General features: G+C 64.9%; 17 protein-coding genes. 12 read left to right on the top strand and 5 right to left on the bottom strand.

Annotated elements, in window-relative coordinates; all coding sequences use genetic code 11:
* Nucleotides 1-53 precede the first annotated feature (53 nt).
* Nucleotides 54-389, top strand: coding sequence for an HNH endonuclease (locus AB2M62_RS13405; RefSeq protein WP_404334490.1), 336 nt, complete (start codon nucleotides 54-56; stop codon nucleotides 387-389).
* A gap of 372 nt (nucleotides 390-761) precedes the next feature.
* On the opposite strand, the gene AB2M62_RS13400 is transcribed toward AB2M62_RS13405, so the two are convergent.
* From AB2M62_RS13400 to AB2M62_RS13390, 3 genes are all read right to left on the bottom strand, one after another.
* The gene (locus AB2M62_RS13400) at nucleotides 762-3,809 is read right to left on the bottom strand and encodes a TonB-dependent receptor plug domain-containing protein (protein ID WP_404334488.1); all 3,048 of its coding nucleotides are present in this window, start codon (nucleotides 3,807-3,809) and stop codon (nucleotides 762-764) included.
* Nucleotides 3,810-3,984: 175 nt separating this feature from the next.
* Entirely contained in the window at nucleotides 3,985-4,593 is a 609-nt protein-coding gene (locus AB2M62_RS13395) for a histidine kinase dimerization/phosphoacceptor domain -containing protein (protein ID WP_404334487.1), read from the bottom strand.
* Nucleotides 4,590-4,790 (bottom strand): hypothetical protein, encoded by a 201-nt coding sequence (locus AB2M62_RS13390; RefSeq protein WP_404334485.1) that lies wholly within the window; start codon nucleotides 4,788-4,790, stop codon nucleotides 4,590-4,592. Before AB2M62_RS13390 ends, AB2M62_RS13395 begins: the two co-directional genes overlap by 4 nt.
* Before the next feature lie 160 nt (nucleotides 4,791-4,950).
* Between AB2M62_RS13390 and AB2M62_RS13385 the strand changes: the two genes are divergently transcribed.
* The 9 genes from AB2M62_RS13385 to AB2M62_RS13345 all read left to right on the top strand — a co-directional run bounded on the left by AB2M62_RS13385 (nucleotide 4,951) and on the right by AB2M62_RS13345 (nucleotide 13,138).
* Nucleotides 4,951-5,598, top strand: coding sequence for an RNA polymerase sigma factor (locus tag AB2M62_RS13385; protein WP_404334483.1), 648 nt, complete (start codon nucleotides 4,951-4,953; stop codon nucleotides 5,596-5,598).
* Complete coding sequence (locus AB2M62_RS13380) at nucleotides 5,595-6,611, top strand: FecR family protein (protein WP_404334481.1); 1,017 nt, start codon at nucleotides 5,595-5,597, stop codon at nucleotides 6,609-6,611. The genes AB2M62_RS13385 and AB2M62_RS13380 overlap by 4 nt, the downstream gene beginning before the upstream one ends.
* 110 nt (nucleotides 6,612-6,721) lie before the next feature.
* Nucleotides 6,722-7,384, top strand: a complete 663-nt coding sequence (locus AB2M62_RS13375) for a hydrolase (protein ID WP_404334479.1) — start codon at nucleotides 6,722-6,724, stop codon at nucleotides 7,382-7,384.
* A 162-nt stretch (nucleotides 7,385-7,546) separates the two neighbouring features.
* On the top strand, nucleotides 7,547-8,386 hold the full coding sequence (locus AB2M62_RS13370; protein ID WP_404334477.1) for an alpha/beta fold hydrolase: 840 nt from the start codon (nucleotides 7,547-7,549) through the stop codon (nucleotides 8,384-8,386).
* 20 nt (nucleotides 8,387-8,406) lie between these two features.
* Complete coding sequence (locus AB2M62_RS13365) at nucleotides 8,407-8,661, top strand: XapX domain-containing protein (protein WP_404334475.1); 255 nt, start codon at nucleotides 8,407-8,409, stop codon at nucleotides 8,659-8,661.
* An 89-nt stretch (nucleotides 8,662-8,750) separates the two neighbouring features.
* Nucleotides 8,751-10,595: an amidohydrolase gene (locus AB2M62_RS13360; protein ID WP_404334473.1), complete on the top strand. Its 1,845-nt coding sequence runs from the start codon at nucleotides 8,751-8,753 to the stop codon at nucleotides 10,593-10,595.
* A 3-nt stretch (nucleotides 10,596-10,598) separates the two neighbouring features.
* Entirely contained in the window at nucleotides 10,599-11,036 is a 438-nt protein-coding gene (locus AB2M62_RS13355) for a DoxX family protein (protein WP_404334471.1), read from the top strand.
* 1 nt (nucleotide 11,037) lies between these two features.
* On the top strand, nucleotides 11,038-12,438 hold the full coding sequence (locus tag AB2M62_RS13350; protein WP_404339938.1) for an alginate export family protein: 1,401 nt from the start codon (nucleotides 11,038-11,040) through the stop codon (nucleotides 12,436-12,438).
* Nucleotides 12,439-12,448: 10 nt separating this feature from the next.
* Nucleotides 12,449-13,138: a YoaK family protein gene (locus tag AB2M62_RS13345; RefSeq protein WP_404334469.1), complete on the top strand. Its 690-nt coding sequence runs from the start codon at nucleotides 12,449-12,451 to the stop codon at nucleotides 13,136-13,138.
* Nucleotides 13,139-13,389: 251 nt separating this feature from the next.
* Here the strand turns inward: AB2M62_RS13345 and AB2M62_RS13340 are convergent, their stop codons facing one another.
* On the bottom strand, nucleotides 13,390-13,992 hold the full coding sequence (locus AB2M62_RS13340) for a hypothetical protein (protein ID WP_404334467.1): 603 nt from the start codon (nucleotides 13,990-13,992) through the stop codon (nucleotides 13,390-13,392).
* Nucleotides 13,993-14,099: 107 nt separating this feature from the next.
* Here AB2M62_RS13340 and AB2M62_RS13335 point away from each other — a divergent pair, with 107 nt between their 5' ends.
* Both AB2M62_RS13335 and AB2M62_RS13330 read left to right on the top strand, forming a co-directional pair.
* A complete protein-coding gene (locus AB2M62_RS13335; protein ID WP_404334465.1) occupies nucleotides 14,100-14,768 on the top strand; it encodes a response regulator transcription factor in 669 nt (222 codons plus the stop codon).
* A complete protein-coding gene (locus tag AB2M62_RS13330) occupies nucleotides 14,765-16,093 on the top strand; it encodes a sensor histidine kinase (protein ID WP_404334463.1) in 1,329 nt (442 codons plus the stop codon). The genes AB2M62_RS13335 and AB2M62_RS13330 overlap by 4 nt, the downstream gene beginning before the upstream one ends.
* Before the next feature lie 460 nt (nucleotides 16,094-16,553).
* On the opposite strand, the gene AB2M62_RS13325 is transcribed toward AB2M62_RS13330, so the two are convergent.
* On the bottom strand, nucleotides 16,554-17,180 hold the full coding sequence (locus tag AB2M62_RS13325; protein WP_404334461.1) for a glutathione S-transferase: 627 nt from the start codon (nucleotides 17,178-17,180) through the stop codon (nucleotides 16,554-16,556).
* Nucleotides 17,181-17,236: the final 56 nt, after the last annotated feature.

The following is a 17,236-nucleotide window of genomic DNA, read 5'->3' as shown; positions in this document are numbered from 1 at the left end:
GATCGACGCAAGTCGCTGCGCACCGCATTGAAGCCATTCAATGTAGGTAACATATGCCAAGTATTAAAAAAATTCGCGATGCCTGCTTCTGCAAGCAGGAAGGACGTTGTCACTATTGCGGAGCCCCGATGTGGCGAAAGGATCCGGCAAAATTCGCCAAGACACATGCCCTATCTAAAGCGAGGGCGCGCTTGCTTCAGGCAACCGCCGAGCATCTGAAACCGCGATGCGACGGTGGCCGCGATGAGGCCACGAATATCGTCGCCGCCTGCTTGTTCTGCAATCAGCACCGGCACAAGACACGTACTGCGCTGCCACCAGAGAAATTCAAACGGAAGGTCCGCAAACGGGTTGCAGCGAGCAGATGGCACGGCGTGCGTTTCATCTAGTTGGAGCCGGCCTATACGAACGCGGGACGCCTGTTTCCCACCGATGGCGGTCGTTCGCTGCCGACAGGACGAACGGCCGCTTCCGGGAGGATTTAACGGCATGCCGAACGACCAGAATTAGGGCTCAAGCGGGCTCATCGGCCGCCACTCGCCTCGCCCCAACTGAGGTCCAGCGCAGGTCGGGTTTCGCGCAATTTCCTATCGAACGCACATTCGTTGGGACACCGCCGAAATCCGGTCTTCGCTCAATTTGGGTCTGGCATGGGCCGTGCGCAAAACCGCAGTCAGATATTGCTAGAGCGGCAGAAACCCTCGAGTTTTAGCGGAAGGGTGAGAGGCCTTCGTAATGCGGGGGCACAGGCGCAGTAGGCACTAGAAGCTGCCTGCGACGGAGAGGTCGAATCGCCGTCGCCGCGGATCGAGATAATTGTTATATCCGCCGGAGGAATTGACCACCGTCGCCGGGCGCGTGTCGAACACATCCTGTATCCCGAATCGGATGCTTATCGTTTTCGGTCGGCCGGTGCGCGCATGCCCGGCTAAGGAGAGACGATATTCAGCGGCCAAGTCGAGTGTAGCCTGGGGCGGGACGTCCACGCCCCCCTGCTGCACGACCGCATATCGCTCCTCCAACTCCCTGAGGAACTCGATCGCGCTGGTGATGCGATAGCCCCCGCTCACTTGCGCATCGGCGGAAAGGGTAAGCGGGCCCGCGGTCAAACGCATGCCTGCGTTGCCGCGAAAGGCCGGCGCTCCGTCGGTCACCCCGACATAATCGCGGCTTGGCACCCCGAAGCCGACGAACCGCCGGAAGCGCGGCTGCCACGTGGCTGCGGCGTACGGCTCCAGTGTCGCACCCCGGCTGAGCGGGATAGTGTAGTCCAGGCGTCCATCGACGGTGTCGATAAGCGTACGGCCGTTCTGCAGGCTCGAATTGTCGACGCTGACAATCGCTCCCGCGCTGTATCCACGGGCGATATCCTCGCTCGTAATCGCCCGTCTGACGATACGATCCGGATATCGGTCCTCGTTCGCGATGAAATAATCGGCGCCGGAGGCCAGGCTTGGCGCGTCCTCTCCGCCCTTCTCGATGTGCGTGTAATCCACCGAGAGGCGCAAGGCCGAAACCCCGGGTGGCTGGAGAATCACGCCCGCGGAAAGGCTCCTGGCGCGCCCGGGCCGCGGCTTTGGTGCGCCGCCCGATATGTCGTCGAAAAACTGGATGTCACCCGGCCGCTTGGGATCGTCGAAGGTAAGCCCACTAAGCACCCGGCGCGAAAGTTCGAGGACAGTCAGCGGCTGCTGCCCCGTCGCGATGCTGCCGCGCAGCAGGACGCCGCCTAGCGGCGAAAATTTTACGCCGGCGGTATAGACCAGCCCGCTGTTTCGCACGGTGCGAACGCCCCCGCCGTCGACCGACAAGGCGTCCTGAACCGCATCTGTGGTCACCCAGTCGCGCCGTATCGCAAGCTGTGCCTCCAGCCCGCGCAGCAGGCGAAAACCCGCGCGGGGATCGATCAGCGGCGCGCGCAGCTCGCCGTAAATCGACCGCGTGCGCTGCGCATATCGGGGCAGCGTTTCGAAAACGGAGGTTTCGACTAGCGGCGAGTAGCTCGTGCGGCTGGTATCCGTCACGCGCTCGCGGCGCTGCTCGAACAGCAAGGTCGCGGTGAGCCCGCCGCCCGGGAGCGACAGGACCGGCCCCGCCACCCTGATCGAGGCGTTGTCGAAGTCGTTCCGCGCGTAGGCGCTTGTCCGATCGTCGCCGAACAGCCCGTCGAACGACTGAATGAATTCGGAATAATTGCCGAGCGGGTTGCCGACAGCGCCACTATAATATGCGGCAAGGCCAGCAAGCGTGAGTTGCCGGCCCTTCGCGACATAGCTGTTCACGCCTGATCCGCGGCTATAGTCGCCCTCCGCGCGCCATGCGGCGGGAAGCTCGACGATCACTCCGCCGGTCAATCGGTCAACACGAGAGTGGAAGTCGAAGTCGACCGTTTGCGACGGCCCCGGTGCGTAGACCGACACGGGCTGGTCGAACGGATTGGCCGGATCGGCAGCACCGAGCGATACGCGATTTCTCGGATAGCCGGTGCGCGCTCGACCTTCGTTATCGAGGTGCAGATAGTCCAGAAAGACCTCGACCGGCCCGGCGCGGTGCCTGGCGCTGGCGACGAGCGACGTGGTGCGCCGGCTGGACAGCAAGGTTTGTTGTTCGCCGGAGGTGTCGGCGCTCGGAGTGGGATCGATCCTGCCGGCATTGGCGGTGAGCACCCGGACGAGATCAGCCGCGGACCGCCCATCCGCCGGCGGCGCAAAGGTGAGCGGCGAAGCGAGCAGCGCACCGCCATAAGCCGGCTTCAGGCGCAGCGCTTCCCTGTCCTCCGCGACGATGGTCAAGGATGCAGAGGAAGGCGGCCCGGCCAAGACGAAATAGCCGGGGTCGTTCGCAAATATGCGGGCATTCGAACGCTTCTGATAATCGCGATCGCCGACACTCAGGCCGCCAAAATAGGAGCGCGCGACTTCCACCATCACGTCGCTAGCGCCGTGATCGGGGGTGAATCCCATGCGCATGTCCAGCCGCCGATACGGCGCATCGCCGCGCGCAGTGACGCCACTGGTCATGGCCATGTCAACTCCTCGATAGTCGCGCCGCAGCACCAGATTGACTACGCCGGCGGTCGCCCCGGGTCCGTAGATGCCGCCTGCCGTGGCGGTGATCGCCTCGACCCGCTCGACGGCTTCGGGCGGAATCGCATTTACATCGGCCTGCCTGAATCCGGCGATCGGGCCCGGCATCATCGGAAGCCGGCGGCCATCGACCAGGATGAGGGTTTGATCGGTCCCGAGGCCGCGCAGGTTGATCGCCGATGCCGGTGATCCCTGAGCGCTGGCGCCGAGCTGCGACTGCGTTACTCCTTGGGCATTGGCCGGAAAACGCTTCGCCGCGAGCTCCTCGATCGTCGCGACGTGCGACGTCGCGATCTCCCGACGCGTGACGACCTGATACGGACGGACATCGTTTTCGGTGCGGCGGACGTCGGCATTCTGGGTGCGCCGGCCGATCACCAGGATCTCCGGCGTGGCTTCCGGCTGCTCGCTTGCGGCGATCGGTGCCTCTGCGATGATGAAGCTGCCTTCGCCCGTTTTGCGGACGACGAACGGCAATCCGGCGAGCACCAGCGACAGCGCCTGCTCGACGCGCATTCGCCCGGAGACCGACGGTGCCCATCGACTCCCGATGACAGCCTGCGAGAAAAGAAGCTCGACGCCGTAGCGTTTGGCGATGGCCTGAAGACTTGCGGCGAGCGGTTGGGCCGGAAGCGACAGCGTGCGCGCATCATCTCGCGGCGCGCCGTTCGCGAGAGAGGGTGCCGTCAGCGCAGCGATCGCAATATGGAAGCAGGTCCGCATACACCCCTTTGCCGACCTCCAGCAGCGCAAGACCCTGCCGAATGTCCGATGAATGCAACTGAGGTGCGTCCCTCAGACCGTTCGAAATCTTCAGGTTTGCCGCAGTGCGGTATCGGGGTTGTGGCCTAGCGGCCGGGCGCCGTCTAGAGGCCGTAAGCCAGTCGGTGCGCCAAACCTACAGGCCGGTATGCGGCAACACGACGCAGACGCGGAATTCGCCGTTGTTTTCCTGACAGCTCAGGATGCCACCGGCGGCTTCGGCCAGTTCGGAGGCGATACGGGGTAGGCTTACGCTCCCGACGCCAGAAGAATTGTTACAGACCTCGAGACGGCAGTGCTGAGAGGACACGTTCAGCACTACGCTTATGTGCAAGGGCGCATCACGACTGCCGTGTTTAAACGCGTTCGTCACCAACTCCGCAACGAGCAGAAGAAGCGTGCGCGAGGCCTGCACCGACACTATCCGTCCGTGCGCTGAGATCGTGATGGAAGTGGCGGAGCGGTCGAACGCGGCGGCGATGCAGTCGCAGAGCTTTGCCAGCGTCGCGTGCGAAACCAACTCGGGTGTGAAAGGCCCAGATAGCAGCCGGTTGATTTCGGCAAATTGAGCGACCCTGTCCTGAAGATCGGCGATGCGATCATGAACCGCTGGGTCGCCGACGGCGCAGCGCAATATCGCGTTAGTGATCGACATGATGATTTGTAGATTGTTGTAGAAGCGATGATGGGCCTCGCCGACCATCGTTTCGGCATTCGTGCCGACCGCCGACGAGCCGGAAGTCATGTGAGTGGATCCGCACGAATATCGACAAAGTCGGAGGTCGGGCGTTCGGCGCCGTCCTGGCAAGCCGTCGCGACGCGACCCGACACCAGCACGTCGAGCACGAACCCGTCGGTCTCACGGACGAGGCGCCCGGCCAGCCGTACCACCAACGGTCCGCATCGGACCGGGCCGTAGAAGATCGATATGCATTCGCTCATGGCAATTCGCCCGCGCATCGCCTGCTCGGATGCTCTGCCTCCGACCAGGACCGTTGTTTATCGGCTGCATGGCGGAGACGCGGGGCGCCGAAATATCCGCACCGTAATTCGATAGGGAGTGCGGTTTCTTCGAGCTAGATCGCCGCGCGGGAAGCGAGGTGTGGATTTCGCGACGCGCAACGTCATCCCGTCGATGAGATCGCAGCTGTATCAACGCACCCCTTGGCGTCCGGCGGCAGGGCATGGCAGGGCGCTGGCGCGAAGCGCCGGATTGCCGCAAGGTGGTGCAGTGGAAGCGCCCTTCGACCTTTCCGACGAACAGGGCCGCGCCAACGCGCTGGAAGCGTTGCGCGCGCCTCTTACCGGCTATTTCCGCAATCGGATCCGGCAGCAGGAGGATGTCCATGACCTGGTGCAGGAAGTCTTCCTGCGGCTGTCGAGCCGCGGGCTGGAAGACATCGACAATTTGCGCAGTTACGCGTTCCAGGTTGCTGAAAGCGTAGTCACCGATCGTCAGCGCCGACGTGTGGTCCGGCACAGCGACGCCCATGTCGAATTGGATCCGGAGCGACTGGCCGACACCGAGATCGCGCCGGATCGTATCGTTGCCGGCCGCGACGCGCTGCGGGCCGCGCTCTCGGTGCTGGATCAGCTGCCCGAGCGTACGCGGACCATTTTCGTGCTGCGCCGTCTTGAAGGGATGCGTTACATCGAAATCTCGAAACGGCTTGGCATATCGGTCAGTGCGATCGAGAAGCATATGGTGCGCGCTATCGCCCATCTTGCCTCGGCTGGGGACATTCGATGACGCAGCCTATCACTAGGGCGCATCTCGCAACCTTGTCGCCAAGCGATGCGGCCGCGCTGTGGCAGGTGCACAGGGACCGTGGACTGCCGGTCGAGGCAGGACTGTTCGAGGCCTGGCTTGCGGAGAGTGACGACAATCGGGCTGCCTGGGAGGCCGTGGAGCGCGTGTGGGCGCTTTTCGGAGACGCCGATGACCAGGAATTCGCGGCATTGCGCCAAGCAGCGTTGTCCGATCGAGGGGCATCGCGTTGGCACGCTATGCGACTGCACTGGCGACCGGTTGCGGCCGGAGTAGCGCTGATCGCCCTGATTGCGGGGGGGCTCGGGTTTGGACTGACGTCTTCCCAACGCCTCCACCAGATCGCCGGGAAGCGCGATCCCGGTCTAGAGGGGGGCCTGGCATTTGCGGCACCCGCAAACTCGCCGCGAAACCTCGTACTAGCCGATGGGACCAGCCTGACGCTCTCGCCGGCAACGCAAGTCCGCGTAGCGCTCGCCTCCGATCGGCGGCAGGTTGCGCTGGAGCGGGGCAGCGTGAGGCTACAGGTCGGGCGCGACACCCGGCCGCTGAGCGTCCGTGCGCGCGATCGAACGATCTATGATATCGGCACCCGGTTCGAGGTGGCGCTCGAGGAAGGCGGCATTCGCGTCGCCCTGTTCGAGGGCAGCGTTCGTGTCGAAGGCGGGGCAGCGGCCGCCATCCTTCGCCCGGGCGAGCAGCTGGTGACTCGAACCGGCAAACAGGATCGCATCGTCCGTCTCGCATCGGCGGCGGGCGGGCAGGCCGAGCTGCTCCAGTTCGACGACGTGACACTGGCGGTCGCCGCAGCGACGGTGAGCGAGGGTAGCGCAGTCAAGCTGGTCATCACCGACCCGGCGATCGAAATGTTGCGCGTCTCCGGCCGATTTCGCGCAAGCGATCCGGAGCGTTTCGCACATACGGCGGCCGAATTGCTGTCGTTACGCGTCGTACGCGTGAACCCGACGCGGATCGAACTGCGCCGTCGGCGCTGATCCTCTGGCGCCGTTGAACGCGCGGGGAAAATTTATATCGACGTTCCAGGTGTGGAATTTCCGAGGGCCGGCGTCATCGCTTCCGAGCCCCCAGGAAAGAGGTCCCTGCCATGCCGATCATCGCCACGCCGGTTGCCGGAAAATCACTTATTTCGCCAGAGGATCACACGCTGATCCTCATCGATTTCCAGTCGCAAATGGCCTTTGCCACTGGATCGATCCCCGCCGAGCTGCTCCGCAACAACGCCGCGCTCGTCAGCCGGGCGGCAAAGTCATTCGGGGTTTCGACGATCCTCACCACCGTCGCGGCGAAGAGCTTCTCCGGCCCGATGTTCGACGAGATCGTCGACGCGTTCGATGGCCAGCCGCTGCTCGACCGGACGTCGATGAACACGTGGGAAGATGCCGCGGTCATCGAGGAAGTGAACCGGATCGGGAAGGCGCGGATTGTGTTCGCCGGGCTGTGGACCAGCGTGTGCATCGTCGGGCCGGTGGCCTCTGCGATCGACCAGGGATTCGACTGCTACTTCATCGCCGACGCGTGCGGCGACATCTCGCCCGAAGCCCATGAGCGGGCGGTGCAGCGGATGATCCAGCTGGGCGCCAAGCCGATGACCTCGCTGCAGTATCTGCTCGAGCTCCAGCGCGACTGGGCACGGACCGAAACCTACAATTCGACCACCGGGATCGCGAAGAAGTGGGGCGGCGCCTACGGGCTCGGCATCACCTACGCCAGGTCGATGTTTGGCGCGTCCGAAGCCGCGCATGCCTGAACGGGCACGCATCAACCCCAACAGGATGATCCGGTGATGTCACCATCAAGCACCGTAATTTCGCGCCGCGCGGTCATCGCCGTTTCGGCCGGTATGACCGCGGCGACAATGCTGCCCGCGGCGGCATTTGCTCGAACTACCCAAGCAACAGGAGCACGGACCATGAGCGGTTTCGTAAAGACCACGGACAACGTCGAGATTTTCTACAAGGATTGGGGCCCCAAGGACGCCCAGCCGATCATGTTCCACCATGGCTGGCCGCTATCGTCGGACGATTGGGATGCGCAGATGCTGTTCTTCCTTGGCAACGGCTTCCGCGTCGTCGCGCACGACCGCCGCGGCCACGGCCGCTCAACTCAGGTCGGGACCGGGCATGACATGGACCATTATGCCGCCGACGCACTCGCAGTCGTCGAGCATCTCGACCTGCGCAACGTCGTGCATATCGGCCATTCCACGGGGGGCGGCGAAGTCGCGCGCTATGTCGCCAAATATGGCCAGCCGAGTGGCCGGGTCGCCAAGGCGGTATTGGTCAGTTCGGTGCCGCCGCTGATGGCGAAGACGCCCAGCAATCCCGATGGCCTGCCGATGGAAGTGTTCGACGGGATCCGCGCCGGGCTCGCGGCAAACCGCGCGCAATTGTTCGAGGATTTCCCCTCCGGGCCGTTTTACGGCTTCAATCGTCCGGGCGCCAAGATCAGTCAGGGCACGATCGACAATTGGTGGCGCCAGGGCATGATGGGCAGCGCGCAGGCCCAGTATGAGGGCATCAAGGCGTTCTCCGAAACCGACCAGACGGTCGATCTCAAGGCCATCACCGTGCCGACGTTCGTCCTGCAGGGCGATGACGACCAGGTCGTGCCCTACAAGAACGCATCGGTGAAGCAGGCCGAACTGCTCAAGAACGCCAAGCTCAAGATCTACAAGGGCTATTCGCACGGGATGCTGTCGGTGAACGCCGACGTCATCAATCCTGATCTGCTCGCTTTCGTGCGCGGCTGAGCGATACAGAGGAGGCTATGATGAAGCCCTATCTCCTGTCCCTTGGTGCGGGCCTGGCGGTCGGCATCGTCTATAGCCTCCTCAGCGTGAAGTCGCCCGCGCCGCCGGTCATCGCCCTTGTTGGGCTGTTCGGCATCCTGATCGGCGAGCAGATCGTGCCGACCGCGGTGCGCATCCTTGGCGGCCAGCCGGTGGGCGCCGCCGTGCGGACCACTTGTGCCGAGCCGGTGCTGGGCCGGCTCCCGGGTGACAGCGCACACGATCGCGCGTCGTGACGCCGACCCGCCGCGAAACCCTGATCGGCGGCGCCGCTGCCCTGGCCATGATGCCGACGCCGCTCGGCGCCCGCGAACGGAGAAAATCGATGCCTGACCTCATCCTCGTCAACGCCAAGGTCACGACGCTCGACCGCGAAAATCCGCAGGCGCAGGCAATCGCGATCCGCGACGGCCGCTTTCTGGCGGTCGGCTCGGAACAGGAGATCCGCGAAGCGGCGCCAAGCGCCCAGGTCATCGACGCCAAGGGCCGGCGGATCATCCCCGGGCTGATCGACAGCCACATGCACGTCATTCGTGGCGGGCTGAATTACAATCTGGAATTGCGCTGGGATGGTGTGCCTAGCCTCGCCGACGCCATGGCGATGCTCAAGCGGCAGGTCGACGAGACGCCCGCGCCGCAATGGGTGCGCGTGGTCGGCGGGTTCACCGAGCATCAGTTCGCCGAAAAGCGCCTGCCCACGATCGCTGAACTCAACGCGGTCGCGCCCGATACGCCGGTGTTCATCCTCCACCTCTACGATCGCGCATTGCTCAACGCGGCGGCATTGCGGGTGGTCGGCTATACCAAGGACACCCCGAACCCGCCCGGCGGCGAAATCGTGCGCGACGCGGCGGGTAATCCGACCGGCCTGCTGCTGGCGCAGCCGAACGCCACGATCTTGTACGCGACGCTGGCCAAGGGTCCGAAGCTGCCGCAAGAGTATCAGCTCAATTCGACGCGCCATTTCATGCGCGAGTTGAACGGGCTCGGCATTACCGGCGTGATCGACGCGGGTGGCGGCTCGCAAAATTATCCCGACGATTATGCAGTCATCGAGAAGCTGCATGCGGACGGCGAACTGAGCCTGCGGATCAGCTACAATCTGTTCACGCAAAAGCCGAAGGACGAGCTCGCCGATTTCCAGGACTGGGTCAGCCAGATCAAGCCTGGCCAGGGCGACGACACCTATCGCCACAATGGCGCGGGCGAGATGCTGGTCTATTCGGCAGCCGATTTCGAGGATTTCCGGGTCGAACGCCCCGACATGCCACCCAGCATGGAAGGCGATCTGGAGCCGGTCATCCGCCTCCTGGCCGCGCACAGATGGCCGTGGCGCATGCACGCGACCTACGACCAGACGATCGGCCGCGCGCTCGACGTGTACGAAAAGGTCGCGAAGGACGTCCCGTTCACCGGGATCAACTGGTTCTTCGACCATTGCGAGACGATCAGCGACCGCAACATTGACCGTATCGCCGCATTGGGCGGGGGCATCGCGATCCAGCATCGCATGACCTATCAAGGCGAATATTTTGTCGAGCGATACGGCGCCAAGGCGGCGGAGCGCACGCCGCCGATCGCCAAGATGCTGGCGGCCGGGCTACCGGTGGGCGGCGGCACAGATGCGACGCGCGTTGCCAGCTACAACCCCTGGGTTTCGCTTCACTGGCTGGTCACCGGCAAGACCGTTGGCGGTCTGTCGCTCTATCCCGGCGCCAACCGGCTGAGCCGCGAGAAAGCGTTGCAGTTGTGGACGGTCGACAACACTTGGTTCTCCAGCGAGGTTGGCAAAAAGGGGCAGATCAAGGCCGGCCAGCTCGCCGACCTCGCCGTCCTGTCGGGCGACTATTTCGGGGTGCCGGAAAGCGATATCCCGCATCTGCGCTCGGTCCTGACCATCCTCGGCGGCGCGGTGGTGTCCGGCGAGGGCGATTACGCACCGCTCGCGCCTGCGTTGCCACGTCCGATGCCGGACTGGTCGCCGGTCGCAACCTTCGGCGGGTACCATCGCACGCCCGAGGCATCGGCCAAGCTGGCGAGCGCCTGCGGCTGTGCAAGCGCGTGCTCGGTCCATGGCCATGACCATGCCGCGGCGCTGGCGGCGAACGTTCCTGCAAAGGACGTGCAGTCCTTCTGGGGCAGCTTCGGCTGCGGTTGCTGGGCGGTCTGAGCCATGCCCTGGCTGTCCGATCCCGTCGATCCGCACTTTGTCGATGCCCTTCTCGATCGTCGCGCTACCTGGTTCCTCGCCAGACTCGCGCTGGTCGGCGCCTATTTGCTCGGCGGGATCGTCAAGGCCGCGGACTGGCCGGCAGCGGTCGCCGAACAAGCGCATTTCGGGATGAATCCGCCGGCCTTATGGGCCGCGCTGACCGTCGCCGTCGAACTCGTGGGGCCGTTGCTGATCCTGACGGGGCGCCTGGTGTGGCTTGGCGCAGGGATGCTGGGGGTGTTCACCCTGCTCGCCGCGATCGTTGCCAACGCCTTCTGGACGATGCCGGCGGGGCACGAACGCTTCATGGCGACCAATGCATTCTTCGAACATGTCGGGCTGATCGGCGGCTTCGTGCTGGCGGCGTTGGTGGCCGATTTGGAAAAGCGGCGTGCGTAGCCTGTCGCTGCTCGTGCTCGTGCTCGGTCTCGCGAGCCCCGCCGCCGCGCAGACCGAACCGCATAGGGAAGCTTGGCAAGCCCCGACGCTCACCAATGCGCGTTTCGATGAAAGCTACGAGTCGCTGGCCGATCCCGAGCTTCGCGCCGCGCATTGGACCGGGCGCTTGAAATACGTCCCCTTGGCCGCCGATGCCTGGCTGACCACCGGCGTCGAATTGCGGGCACGAGTCGAGAGCTTTGATAATAATCTATGGGGCAGCGGGCCTGCGCCGGACGACGGCTATCTGTGGCTGCGCGCACTGCCCTATGCCGATCTGCATGTCGGAACTGGAAAGCTCGGCTTCCGCGCCTTCGTCCAGCCGGTCGCGGCCTATGCGATCGGCATGGCCCCGGCGGCGAGCCCGCTCGACCAGACCCGGCTCGATCTGTTGCAGGGGTTTGCCGACATCCATCTCGGCGGCCAGCCGGACACCGGCATCACGCTTCGTGCCGGGCGGCAGATGGTGCCGCTGGGCACGGAGCGATTGATCGGCACGCGTTACGGGCCAAATGTGCCGCTCGCATTCGATGGCTTCCGCGCTATCGTCTCGCTGCCCGGAGCGACGGTGAGCATGATCGCGGTGCGTCCCGTCAAACCAGGTAGCGGCAGCTTCGATGACACGCGTTCGCGCACCAAATCGCTGTGGGGCGCCTACGCTAGCCTGGCGAACATCGGCATCGGATCGGGCCTCGATCTCTATTATCTCGGATACCGCAACACGGCCGCGACCTTCGGCGGCCGCTCCGGCAGCGAGTTGCGCCACAGCGTCGGCGCGCGCTTGTTCGGCGCGTCATCAGGGTGGCACTGGAATGTCGAGGGTGTGGCGCAGTTCGGCAGCTTCGCCGGAAGCCGGATCAGGGCCTGGACGATCGGCAGCGAAATCGGGCGGCACTTCGCAGGCGCGCCGCTGGCGCCGGATGTGACGATGCGCATGAACATCGTCAGCGGTGATCACGACCCCTCCGACGACCGCCTCGGCACGTTCAACGCGCTCTTCCCCAAAGGCAAGTATTTCGGCGAGCTGTCCCCGATCGGGCCGTACAACATCGTCAACGTCAACCCGCGGATCACCGCCACGATCACGCGGAACGTGTCCGCCGGCCTGGCCGGAATGGCCTATTGGCGATACGCCCGCGGCGACGGCGTTTACGACATCCCCGGCAATCTGATCCGCGCGCCTGTCGGCGGAGCCTCGCCCTTCGTCGGCAAGCAGCTCGAAGCGACGCTGGACTGGCAGGCGACGCCCGAACTCGAATTGTCCGGCTCGCTTTCCGCTTTCGTGCCGGGCAGTTTCATTCGCCAGACCGGCCTGGCGAAGACGATCGCCATGCTCGGGCTCGAAAGCAATTTCCGCTTCTAGGACGACGCCCATGACCAAGGACGCCAACTTCGATCCGCGCGTGCCATTGCTGCTGCTGCTGTCGGCGACGACCGGGCTGGTCGATGCCGCCAGCGTGCTCGGGCTCGGCAAAGTGTTCACCGCCAACATGACCGGCAATGTCGTGTTCCTGGGGTTCGCGGTCGCCGGCGCGCCCGGATTCGCTTGGCCGCCCTTCGTCGTCGCTATCGCGAGCTTCCTCGCGGGCGCACTGCTTGCCGGGCGCGTGGCGAAGCGACACGCGGACCGTTCGGAGCGGAGGTGGCTGATGATTGCAGCGGTCGTCGAAACGACGTTGCTATGGCTCGCCGCCGCAATCTCGCTGACATTTGGAGTGGCGGCGCCCGCCGGCCTGATATTGTTCGCGATTATCGCGTTGACCGGGGTTGCGATGGGGTTTCGCAACGCGACGATCAGGCAGCTTAAGATTCCGGATCTGACCACGACGGTGCTGACGCTCACGCTGACCGGCCTGGTTGCGGACTCCGTGGCGGCGGGCGGGACCAATCCCAACGCGCGCCGCCGGATCGGTGCGGTCCTCGCGATCTTCGCCGGCGCGGCAATCGGCGCTGTGCTGATCCTGCGCTTTGGTCTTGCCGCGCCGCTTGCGGTGGCGGGCGCCTTGGTGCTGTTCGGCACGATGGCATACTTCGCCTACCCGTTCGAAACGCCTTCCCATTGACCAACGGGAAATCGGCTCGCCTGATCGAGGTTGCTGCGCTTCGTCAGGCATACTTGGTCTCACGGGAGGGACGATGGCGCTCTTGAGAATTCTCGCTGCCGATCGATCCTGATTTTGGGCCGGCAACAGACAGGCGGCTTCCGCTCAAACAGCCCGCAAGGCGGACGTTATTCATGTCGACATCTCGTCAGTGTGAAATCCGCGTCACAGTAGAGCGAGGCCGCGGGTATGACGGCCGCGGCCTCGCTTGCCTATCTCGCCGTACTGCCGTTCGTCGCCTCGGGCGAAGCCGTGATCGCGGGGGGAGGCGGCGCAGCCTGTGCGCTTGGGCGATCGTCACAGCCGGCCGGCGCCGGCAGCGGCGGCGCAGCACGGTCCGGCCGGCCGGTCGGCGGCGATTCATGCGGCGGACGGCCTGGTCCACCCGGTTCGCGGGGCCCGTGCGGCGGGGCGCCGGCGGGGCCTATCGCATTCACCCGACCATTTGCCCCGACCAGATAGGAAGCCCGAAACTGGCCGTCGTCATAGCGCCCCTGCGCTGTCACATCTTGCCCGGCCGCAAGGCCAAGATCCGAAGCGCGCCCGACATCGATCATCGTTTTACCGGACTGGTCCTGGACCACGATACGGTCGCCAAACACCTCGGTCACCTTGCCCTTGACCGTAACGACACCACTGGCGCTTGAGAGCTTGCCGATCGGAGTAGCGTTAAGTGGCGCCATCTCGACCGGCGGGCGCGTCAGCGAAACGGCGCCGGCGCCCCCCGCGGCGCCAAGCGCGAGCAGCAGTGCGGCGCCGGCGGCCAGCACTGGGCCATGCGAAAGGCGCGGGAACTTGTCCTTGAGGGTCGTCATCGTCAATCTCCTTGTCGTCGATGACAGGGAGGTACGACCCGCCGCCCCACGCCCCGCTGAACCCTGGCGTTCAGTTTGGGTTTAAGCTCGGGAGGTAGCCAAAGCCCATGCGCATCCTGCTAGTCGAAGACGATCCCGATCTGGGGCCCGCCATCGCCCGCGCGCTGCGGCAGGAGAATTGTGCCGTCGATCTGGCGACGAACGGGATCGACGCCGGGCATCTTGGCGATACCGAGCATTATGACGCGGCCGTTCTCGACCTTGGCCTGCCGGGGAAGGACGGCTTTACCGTGCTGCGGGAGTGGCGCGACGCCGGCCGCACACTGCCTGTGCTGGTGCTCACCGCGCGCGATGGCTGGTCCGACAAGGTCGCAGGGTTCAAGGCGGGTGCGGACGATTATTTGACCAAGCCGTTCCGGGTCGAGGAGCTGATGATGCGGTTGCGCGCGCTGGTCCGGCGGTCCGCGGGACATGCCGCCACGCGCATCACCTCGGGCCCACTCGTCTTTGACGCGCAAACCGGGCAGTTCGAACTGGATGGCTTGCCGCTTCGACTGACGGCGCTTGAGTGGCGCGTGCTTTCCGCACTGACGCTCGCCAAGGGTGTGGTGATCGAGCGGCTCGACCTACTCGAGCGCGTCTACGAGGGCGATGCGGACACCGATTCCAACAGCCTGGAGGTCATTATAGGCCGGCTGCGCAAGAAGATCGGAGCCGAGCTGATCGAGACGGTGCGCGGGCGCGGATACCGGCTTTGCGAGAGCGCTCCATCATGAGGCTGGCGCCACGATCGATCCAGGGACGAATGCTCGCCTTGTCGGCGACCGCGACGCTGGTTGCGTTGCTGCTGGCCGGTGTGATCGTAGCGGGAATCCTCGGGCGCGTGGTGACACAGGGCATCGACCGCCGCCTTGATGCCCAGCTTGCGCTGATTGCGACGGCGGTCGGCAAGGACGGCACGCTGGACCGCGCGCGCCTGCGCCAGGTGCAGGGCGCGCTCGATGCGGGGCCGGGATGGCGCTGGCGAGTCGAGGCGCCCGCGCTGGAGCTCGGATCGGAAGATTTTCCGCAAATCGAGGCCGGGCCGCCGGAGCACCTGACCGGTGCAGCGGGTCGTGGTCATGTGCGGCCGATCGAGGGACTGAGCCGTGACGGCGATGCCGTGCACGGCCGCGCGCTGCGCCTGGAAACGTCTGGCGGGGCAGTGACAATGTTCGCGACAGCGCCGCGGGACATTATCGAGCGTCCGGTTCGCGACGCGCTGCTTCCGCTCCTGGGCATGCTGGGGGCGATCGGCGCCCTGCTAGGCTTGGCCGCGTTGTCGCAGGTCCGGCTGGGCCTTCGTCCCGTCCGCCGCTTGCGCGATGAGGTCGCTGCGGTCCGCGACGGGAGCATCGCGGCGGTCGATGAGGCGCAGCCCGAAGAGCTTCGCCCGCTTGCCGAGGAATTGAACGCGCTTGTCCGTGACAACGCCGCGGCTCTCGCATCCGCTCGTGCGTCCGCCGCCAATCTGGCGCATGCGCTCAAGACCCCGGTCGCGACGCTCGCTTTGGACCTGCGCGATGATCCGCGTGCAGCGCAGGTCGAACGGATCGATACAACGATCCGGCACCATTTGTCCCGCGCTCGGCTGGACTCGTCCTCGATTAGAGCGGTGACCCGTGTGGAGCCGGCGCTGGAAGCATTGGTCCACACAATATCGCAGCTCCATGCGGGCCGAAATATTATGGTCGAAGTGGACGCAGCGCGCGATTGGGCCGTTGCGATAGGCCCGTCTGATTTTGACGAGTTGCTCGGCAATCTGATCGACAATGCTGCGCGACACGCGCGCACAGGCGTCGCAATCGAGGTTCAGCCCGACGGCCGACTGCTTCGGTTCGAAGTTTCCGACGATGGACCGGGGATTCCAGCGGCGGAGCGCGACCGCGCAACCGCTCCGGGCGTCCGGCTGGACGAGCGTGGCGATGGCCATGGCTTCGGGCTCGCCATCGCGAGAGAACTCGCCGCACTTCATGGAGGCGCACTGAAGCTCGAGGAATCCGCCCAGGGTGGCCTCGCTGCAACGGTTACGCTTCCCCTGTCGAAGCGGACCATATCGTGACGCTTGGTGGTCATTTGGCACGAATGACGAGGCTGTGACCATCCGCATCGATACGCTGCTCGTCGATGCAGCGAAGTCGCCGGGCACAAAGGCGCCCAAACGCTATACCTCGACGGCAAGGACGCGCTCGACATCTTCGCCGGCGCGCAGCCGCCGCTAACTGGGGGGCACACAGTGCCCAAGAGACGTGCGATCGGGCAAGTTCGAGGTCGCACCACCATCAGAGAGCTCGCTCGCACTTATGCCAAGGCGCACAAGGAGAACGCGAACAAGATCGCGGGGACGCATTTGACAGGGGCGTCGCAGTTTACCGTCTAATTGCCGCCAATCTAAACGAAGGGCGGCTTTCGAGATCAGCGAGCGCGCCGAGGAATGACCCCATTTGGGCCGCTTAGCGGTCGCGTGCGGCCGAGATGACCAAGTCCAGGTTCGGGGAGCGTCGGCGTGTCCGGTTCTGAGTCTATGGGAAGGGGATGTCACGGTCGCCGGTGCGCCAAGGTGTCCGTCGGACCATCGCGGCATCAAAGAGGTCGGAAGCGACCAGGCTGTCAAGCCAGCGGCGGGTGCTCGGTAGCGGTTGGGCATCGAACCAGCCGCGATCGATCGACGCAAATTGTCGGACGAAGGGCAGGATCGCCGCGTCGGTGAGGCCCATCGCCTCCCCGCCAAGGTACGCAGTAGCTGCCAGCCGATCCTCGAGGGGGCGTAGCAAGTCGAGGCATGCCGCACGGTGCGTTTGGGCATCGCTGCCATGGCGATCGGGATATTTGGTTCGGTCGAGGTGATGCTTGAACGGACCATCGTTCGCCTCAATCAGACCCGTGTCCTCGCGGTCCAGCCAAGCCACGGGATCATGCCGGGTAAGTGCCCAGCGCATGATATCCAGGCTTTGGTTGATGACGCCTCCGTCGGGCAAAATGAGCACGGGCACCGTCGCCTTGGGCGAGGCGGCGACCATCTCGACAGGTTTTGCGCTGAGTTTGACCTCGCGAAGGATGCAAACTGCGCCGCTTGCGAGCAGCGCGAGCCGCGCGCGGATCGCATAGGGACAGCGTCGGAAGGAGTAGAGAAGGGGCAAGCTGCGCATCGATGAGGGGGTAGCGTGTCCAAGCCGGACAGGCGAGGGTGGATGGAATTGCTAGG

Source organism: Sphingomonas sp. MMS12-HWE2-04 (assembly GCF_044881185.1).
Lineage (GTDB): Bacteria > Pseudomonadota > Alphaproteobacteria > Sphingomonadales > Sphingomonadaceae > Sphingomonas.
The sequence above is the reverse complement of the archived record's forward strand: the minus strand, read 5'-3'. Positions and strand labels throughout refer to the sequence as shown.

Bases quoted from the DNA above. Each gene is read 5' to 3' on its own strand.
- AB2M62_RS13395 (WP_404334487.1), bottom strand. From the start codon at position 4,593: ATGACTTCCGGCTCGTCGGCGGTCGGCACGAATGCCGAAACGATGGTC.
- AB2M62_RS13345 (WP_404334469.1), top strand. From the start codon at position 12,449: ATGACCAAGGACGCCAACTTCGATCCGCGCGTGCCATTGCTGCTGCTG.
- AB2M62_RS13335 (WP_404334465.1), top strand. From the start codon at position 14,100: ATGCGCATCCTGCTAGTCGAAGACGATCCCGATCTGGGGCCCGCCATC.
- AB2M62_RS13405 (WP_404334490.1), top strand. From the start codon at position 54: ATGCCAAGTATTAAAAAAATTCGCGATGCCTGCTTCTGCAAGCAGGAA.
- AB2M62_RS13375 (WP_404334479.1), top strand. From the start codon at position 6,722: ATGCCGATCATCGCCACGCCGGTTGCCGGAAAATCACTTATTTCGCCA.
- AB2M62_RS13355 (WP_404334471.1), top strand. From the start codon at position 10,599: ATGCCCTGGCTGTCCGATCCCGTCGATCCGCACTTTGTCGATGCCCTT.
- AB2M62_RS13400 (WP_404334488.1), bottom strand. From the start codon at position 3,809: ATGCGGACCTGCTTCCATATTGCGATCGCTGCGCTGACGGCACCCTCT.
- AB2M62_RS13390 (WP_404334485.1), bottom strand. From the start codon at position 4,790: ATGAGCGAATGCATATCGATCTTCTACGGCCCGGTCCGATGCGGACCG.
- AB2M62_RS13330 (WP_404334463.1), top strand. From the start codon at position 14,765: ATGAGGCTGGCGCCACGATCGATCCAGGGACGAATGCTCGCCTTGTCG.
- AB2M62_RS13365 (WP_404334475.1), top strand. From the start codon at position 8,407: ATGAAGCCCTATCTCCTGTCCCTTGGTGCGGGCCTGGCGGTCGGCATC.
- AB2M62_RS13380 (WP_404334481.1), top strand. From the start codon at position 5,595: ATGACGCAGCCTATCACTAGGGCGCATCTCGCAACCTTGTCGCCAAGC.
- AB2M62_RS13360 (WP_404334473.1), top strand. From the start codon at position 8,751: ATGCCTGACCTCATCCTCGTCAACGCCAAGGTCACGACGCTCGACCGC.
- AB2M62_RS13325 (WP_404334461.1), bottom strand. From the start codon at position 17,180: ATGCGCAGCTTGCCCCTTCTCTACTCCTTCCGACGCTGTCCCTATGCG.
- AB2M62_RS13340 (WP_404334467.1), bottom strand. From the start codon at position 13,992: ATGACGACCCTCAAGGACAAGTTCCCGCGCCTTTCGCATGGCCCAGTG.
- AB2M62_RS13370 (WP_404334477.1), top strand. From the start codon at position 7,547: ATGAGCGGTTTCGTAAAGACCACGGACAACGTCGAGATTTTCTACAAG.